The organism is Thermus sp., assembly GCF_040290245.1.
GTDB lineage: Bacteria > Deinococcota > Deinococci > Deinococcales > Thermaceae > Thermus_A.
This window is the reverse complement of sequence record NZ_PSMQ01000088.1, coordinates 1-5,120: the sequence shown is the minus strand read 5'-3', so window position 1 is coordinate 5,120 and position 5,120 is coordinate 1. Positions and strand designations below refer to the sequence as shown.

The following is a 5,120-nucleotide window of genomic DNA, read 5'->3' as shown; positions in this document are numbered from 1 at the left end:
AAGCTGGAACATCCTCTCCAGGTCCGGCTCGAAGCGGATCCCCTCGTCCCAGCTGAGGGTGAAGGGGTTCCCGTTTGGGTCTAGGCCCTTGAGGGGCTCGATCTGCCCCTGGAAGTACCCCGCCTTCGTGGCGCGCGCGGCCTTGAGGTGGCTTGCGTAGCTGTCCTCGTCCAGCTCGCGCCGGGTAAGGCCGTACCGCTCGGCGATCCGCTCCGCGGACTCTCCTTGGTGGATCGGTTCGTACTTTTTATGCAGCGCGGGGTTGAGGGTTTCGAACCCGCCCCGGATATCGCTGAACATCGGGGCGCGGGTCATCGACTCCACCCCGCCCGCGATGGCGTAGCGCATATCCCCCGCGGCCACGGCCTGGGCGGCGAAGTGGATGGCCTGCTGGCTCGAGCCGCACATCCGGTTGAGGCTGACCGCCGGAACCTCCCGGGGAAGGTCGGAGAGCAAGACGCCGAGCCGGCCGATGTTCGCCCCCTGCTCCCCGGCCTGGGTCACGCATCCGGTGACCACGTCCTCTCGGCGTTCCCCTGACGGGGAAGCAACGATCCGGGCCGGGTCGATCCCCGTGCGCCGGAGGTTGCTTCGCGGAGCGAACACCGAGAGGGCGTTCAGGACGTGCGCGTAAAGCGCATCGGGCCGAACCTCGCGCAGCGCCCCGTTCCGTTTGCCGATGGGCGTGCGCACCGCCTCGAGGTACGCTTGCGCGTGACCGAGGATGACCGCCTCCCCCATGTTTTCCCCCTTATGCTTGACGGAGTCCAAGTTTCTACGTTAGTTTAAACGAGGAGGCCAAAGAATGCAAGGGACGATGATGGACTACCCCCTCACGCTTGTGCCCATCCTGGAGCGCGCCGGAAGGCTGTTCGGCAAGGTGGAGATCGTCTCGAGGCTTCCCGACAAGTCCCTTCACCGCTACACCTACAAGGACTTCTACCGCCGGGCAAGGGCTTTGGCCGAGGCCCTGCAGAAGGCGGGCCTCCGGCGGGGGGACCGGGTGGGGACCTTGATGTGGAATCACTACGCCCACCTGGAGGCCTACTTCGGGATCCCCCTGGCGGGGGGCGTCCTGCACACGCTCAACCTGCGGCTTCACCCGAGGGATATCGCCTACATCGCCAACCACGCCCAGGACCGGTTTTTGATCGTGGACGATGTCCTTCTTCCGCTTTACGAGCAGTTCAAGGACCAGGTGAACGCGGAAAGGGTGATCGTGGTCCCCCTCACGGGCAAGCCGGTGCCCGAGGGGTATCTGGACTACGAGGCCTTTTTGAACACGGCCACCGGGGATTTCACCTACCCCGAGCTGGATGAAAACGAAGCCCTCGGGATGTGCTACACCTCGGGGACCACCGGCCAGCCCAAGGGCGTGGTCTACTCGCACCGGGCGGTGGTGCTGCACTCCTTGGCCTCGGGGCTTTCAGCCACCCTGGGGATCACGCAGCGCGACGTGGTCCTTCCGGTGGTGCCCATGTTCCACGTCAACGCCTGGGGGCTGCCCTTCACCGCGGTGATGGTGGGGGCCAAGCAGGTCTTCCCGGGGCCCTACCTGGACCCGGAAAGCCTCCTCGAGCTGTTCGAGCGGGAGCAGGTAACCTTCACCGCCGGCGTGCCCACCATCTGGCTGGGCATCCTGCAGGCCTTGGAGAAGGCGCCGGACCGGTGGAAACTGGTCCCAAGGATGCGGATGGTGGTGGGGGGCTCGGCGGCGCCGGAAGGCCTGATCCGCGCCTTTGACCGCTTCGGCCTCCAGGTGGTCCACGCCTGGGGGATGACCGAGACCACCCCCTTGGGCACGGTAAGCCTGCTCAAAAGCTACATGGAGGACCTGTCCGAGGAGGAAAAGTACGCCTACCGGGCCAAGCAGGGCCTGCCGGTGCCGTTCGTGGAGGTCCGGGTGGTGAACGAGGAGGGGGAGGCCCCCTGGGACGGGAAGACCATGGGCGAGCTCCAGGTGCGGGGGCCCTGGGTGGCGGCCTCCTACTACAACCTGCCCGAGGCCCAGGACCGCTGGACCGAGGACGGCTGGTTCAGGACAGGGGATGTGGCGACCATCGACCCCGAGGGGTACGTCAAGATCACCGACCGCACGAAGGACCTGATCAAGTCGGGAGGGGAGTGGATCAGCTCGGTGGACCTGGAAAACGCCCTGATGGGCCACCCAAAGGTGGCGGAGGCGGCGGTGATCGCGGTGCCCCACCCCAGGTGGCAGGAGCGGCCCTTGGCGGTGGTGGTGCTCAAGGAGGCGTACAAAGGAAAGGTCACCCCGGAGGAGCTCCGGGAGTTTCTCGCGCCCAAGTTCGCCAAGTGGTGGCTGCCCGACGCGTTTGTGTTTGTGGACGAGATCCCGCGGACCTCGGCGGGGAAGTTTTTAAAGGCCAAGCTGCGCGAGCAGTTTAGGGACTGGAAGTGGGATTAGCGGCCTAGGAGCAGGGGAAGAGTGAGGATCCGGCGGCCGGCTTAAGCAAAGTGGTTAAGGGGGCCGTGCCCGTGGCCCAGGCCGGGGGCGGTCTTTAGGGCCTGGGTCAGGTAGCGCTTGGCCTCGGCCACCGCTTCTTCCAGGGGCCTCCCCCGGGCCAGAAGCGCGGCGATGGCCGCGGAAAGCGTGCAGCCCGTGCCGTGGGTCTGCCGGGTCTTTACCCTGGGGGCGGAAAACCGCCAAACCCCCTCCCGGGTGGCCAGGAGGTCCGTGGACTCTGGCCCGTCCCAATGCCCCCCCTTTAGGAGGACGGCCCGGGGACCTAGGAGGAGCAGGGCCTTGGCCGCCTCCTCCGCCTCCTTTAGGGTGCGGATGGGCTGGCCTAGGAGGACCTCCGCCTCGAGGCGGTTCGGGGTGATGAGGGCAGCCTGGGGGAAAAGAAGGGTTTTGAGCGCCTCCACCGCCTCCTTTTCCAAAAGGAGGTCCCCGCTTTTCGCCACCATCACCGGGTCCACCACCAAGGGCTCGAGGCCGAAGGCCCGCACGGCCCGGGCCACCGCCTCCACGATGGCCCCGCTCCCCAAGGCCCCCGTCTTGGCGGCGTGGACGGGCAGGTCCTGGGCCACGGCTTGGATCTGCTCGTAGACGAACCCCGGAGGGAGGAGGTGGACTCCTTGCACCCCCAGGGTGTTCTGGACGGTGCAAAGGGTGAGGGCGCTCATTCCATAGACCCCGAAGCGGAAGAAGACCTTGAGGTCCGCCTGAACCCCGGCCCCGCCCGAGGGGTCCGAGCCCGCGATGGTGAGGGCGGTCCTCATCCGCCCGCTGCCTCCGCTAGGCCACGGGAAGCTCCAGCCGTTCCCGGCCCCTGAGCACCGCCTCCACCAGGTTCATGGGGCAGAAGGGGCCGCACATGCTGCAGGCCTTGGTCTTGGAGCCCCTTTCCTCCTTAAGCCGCCGGGCCTCCTCCGGGTAGAGGGCCAGGGCGAACTGGCCCTCCCAGTCCAGCCGGTAGCGGGCCTCGGACATCCGGCGGTTCCGCTCCAGGGCGCGGGGGTTCCCCCGGGCCACATCCGCGGCGTGGGCGGCGATCTTGAAGGCGATCACCCCCTCTTTCACGTGCTCCGCCGTGGGCAGGCCCAGGTGTTCCGCCGGGGTGAGGTAGCAGAGCATATCCGCCCCCAGCCAGCCCGCCAAGGCCCCCCCGATGGCCCCGGCGATGTGGTCAAACCCCGCGGCGGTGTCCACGGGCAGCATGCCCAGGATGTAAAAGGGGGCGTGCCCGGTGAGCTTCTTCTGGACCTGGACGTTGGTGGCCACCTCGTTCAAGGGGATGTGGCCGGGCCCCTCGATCATCACCTGGACCCCGGCCCGCCGGGCCCTTTCCGCCAGCTCCCCGATGGTGAGGAGCTCGGCGATCTGGGCCCGGTCGGTGCTGTCGGCGAGCGAGCCCGGCCTAAGCCCGTCCCCCAGGGAAAGGGTCATGTCGTAGGTGCGGGCGATCTCCAGAAGGTCGTCAAACCGGGCGTAGAGGGGGTTTTCCTCGCCGCGGTGGAGCATCCAGGCGGCCATGAGCCCCCCGCCCCGGCTCACGATCCCCGTGGTGCGGGGGGTGTGCCGGTAGACCTCGAGGTTCTTCAGGGTCACCCCCACGTGGACGGTGATGTAGTCCACCCCCTCTTGGCCGTGCTCCTCGATGACCTGGAAAAGCTCGTCCGCGGACATGTCGAAGAAGTTCTTCCGCTTAGCCGCCCGGAACTCCGCCTCGTAGATGGGGACCGTGCCCAAGGGAACGGTGGCCACCTCGAGGATCCGCTTCCGGATCGCCTTCAGATCCCCTCCGGTGGAGAGGTCCATGATGGTGTCCGCCCCGTACCGGATGGGCACCCTGGCCTTTTCCACCTCCTCCTCCAGGTCCACGTAGTCGTAGGAGGTGCCCAGGTTGGCGTTCACCTTCACGGAAAGCCCCTCCCCGATCCCCTTGAAGTCCCGAAGCGTGGCGTGGTTCTTGTTCCTGGGGATGACCACCCGGCCAGCGGCCACCTGTTCCCGCACGAACTCCGGCAGGACCCCTTCCTGCTCGGCCACGTAGGCCATCTCTTCCGTGATGATGCCCTTTCGGGCTGCCTCGAGCTGCGTCATGCCCTCACCTCCAAGAGCTCCAGAATCCGCTTCGCGGTCCAGGGAGCGAGCAAAACCCCGTTCCGCCCGTGCCCCGTGGCCGCGTACACCCCTTGGTCCACCTCGCCCACGAACACCTCCCCCAAAGGCCGGTACCCCCAGACCGCCCCCCGTAGCCGCGCCTTCTCCAGAAGGGGGAAGCGCTCGTGGCCGTAGTCGGAAAGCCACCTTAGGCCCAAAAGATCCACCCCTCCTTCCCACCCCTCCCGGCTGGTGGCCCCCAGGTAGACCCCCCCCTCCCGGGGGAGGAGGCCCCTCGAGGAGGAGGGCCTCCCCCCTTAGGGGCCGCACCTTAAGCCCGAACCGTCCGCCCCAGGCCCCCACGGCGAGGAGGATGCGGCGGGCCTTCACCTCCTCCCCAGAGGCGAGAAAAAGCCGCCCCGGGGCCGCCCTTTCCACCTCGGCCTCCAGGAAGACCCCCCCGAGGGCCTGGAAGGCCAGGAGGAGGGCCTCCCTTAGGGCGGCGGGGTGGACATACCCCCCAGGGAAGGCCCAGGCCCCCACCCCGCCCCGG

At 67.8% G+C, this 5,120-nt stretch carries 4 protein-coding genes and 1 pseudogene; 1 reads left to right on the top strand and 4 read right to left on the bottom strand.

Annotated features, from left to right (window positions below; genetic code table 11):
* A partial coding sequence (locus C4301_RS09270) for a thiolase family protein (protein ID WP_352414796.1) occupies positions 1-741 on the bottom strand: 741 nt, incomplete at its 3' end.
* Positions 742-805: 64 nt separating this feature from the next.
* Here C4301_RS09270 and C4301_RS09265 point away from each other — a divergent pair.
* Positions 806-2,425 carry a long-chain fatty acid--CoA ligase gene (locus C4301_RS09265; RefSeq protein WP_352414795.1) on the top strand — a complete coding sequence of 540 codons (1,620 nt, stop codon included), beginning with the start codon at positions 806-808 and terminating at the stop codon, positions 2,423-2,425.
* A gap of 41 nt (positions 2,426-2,466) precedes the next feature.
* Here C4301_RS09265 and thiD read toward each other — a convergent pair whose 3' ends face one another.
* From thiD to C4301_RS09250, 3 genes and pseudogenes are all read right to left on the bottom strand, one after another.
* Positions 2,467-3,243 (bottom strand): bifunctional hydroxymethylpyrimidine kinase/phosphomethylpyrimidine kinase, encoded by a 777-nt coding sequence (thiD, locus tag C4301_RS09260; protein ID WP_352414794.1) that lies wholly within the window; start codon positions 3,241-3,243, stop codon positions 2,467-2,469.
* Positions 3,244-3,259: 16 nt separating this feature from the next.
* A complete protein-coding gene (gene thiC, locus C4301_RS09255) occupies positions 3,260-4,567 on the bottom strand; it encodes a phosphomethylpyrimidine synthase ThiC (RefSeq protein WP_352414793.1) in 1,308 nt (435 codons plus the stop codon).
* Positions 4,564-5,120, bottom strand: a pseudogene (locus C4301_RS09250) (FAD-dependent oxidoreductase); the annotation flags it as partial. The pseudogene C4301_RS09250 and the gene thiC, both read right to left, overlap by 4 nt.

Bases quoted from the DNA above. Each gene is read 5' to 3' on its own strand.
- C4301_RS09265 (WP_352414795.1), top strand. From the start codon at position 806: ATGCAAGGGACGATGATGGACTACCCCCTCACGCTTGTGCCCATCCTG.
- thiD (WP_352414794.1), bottom strand. From the start codon at position 3,243: ATGAGGACCGCCCTCACCATCGCGGGCTCGGACCCCTCGGGCGGGGCC.
- thiC (WP_352414793.1), bottom strand. From the start codon at position 4,567: ATGACGCAGCTCGAGGCAGCCCGAAAGGGCATCATCACGGAAGAGATG.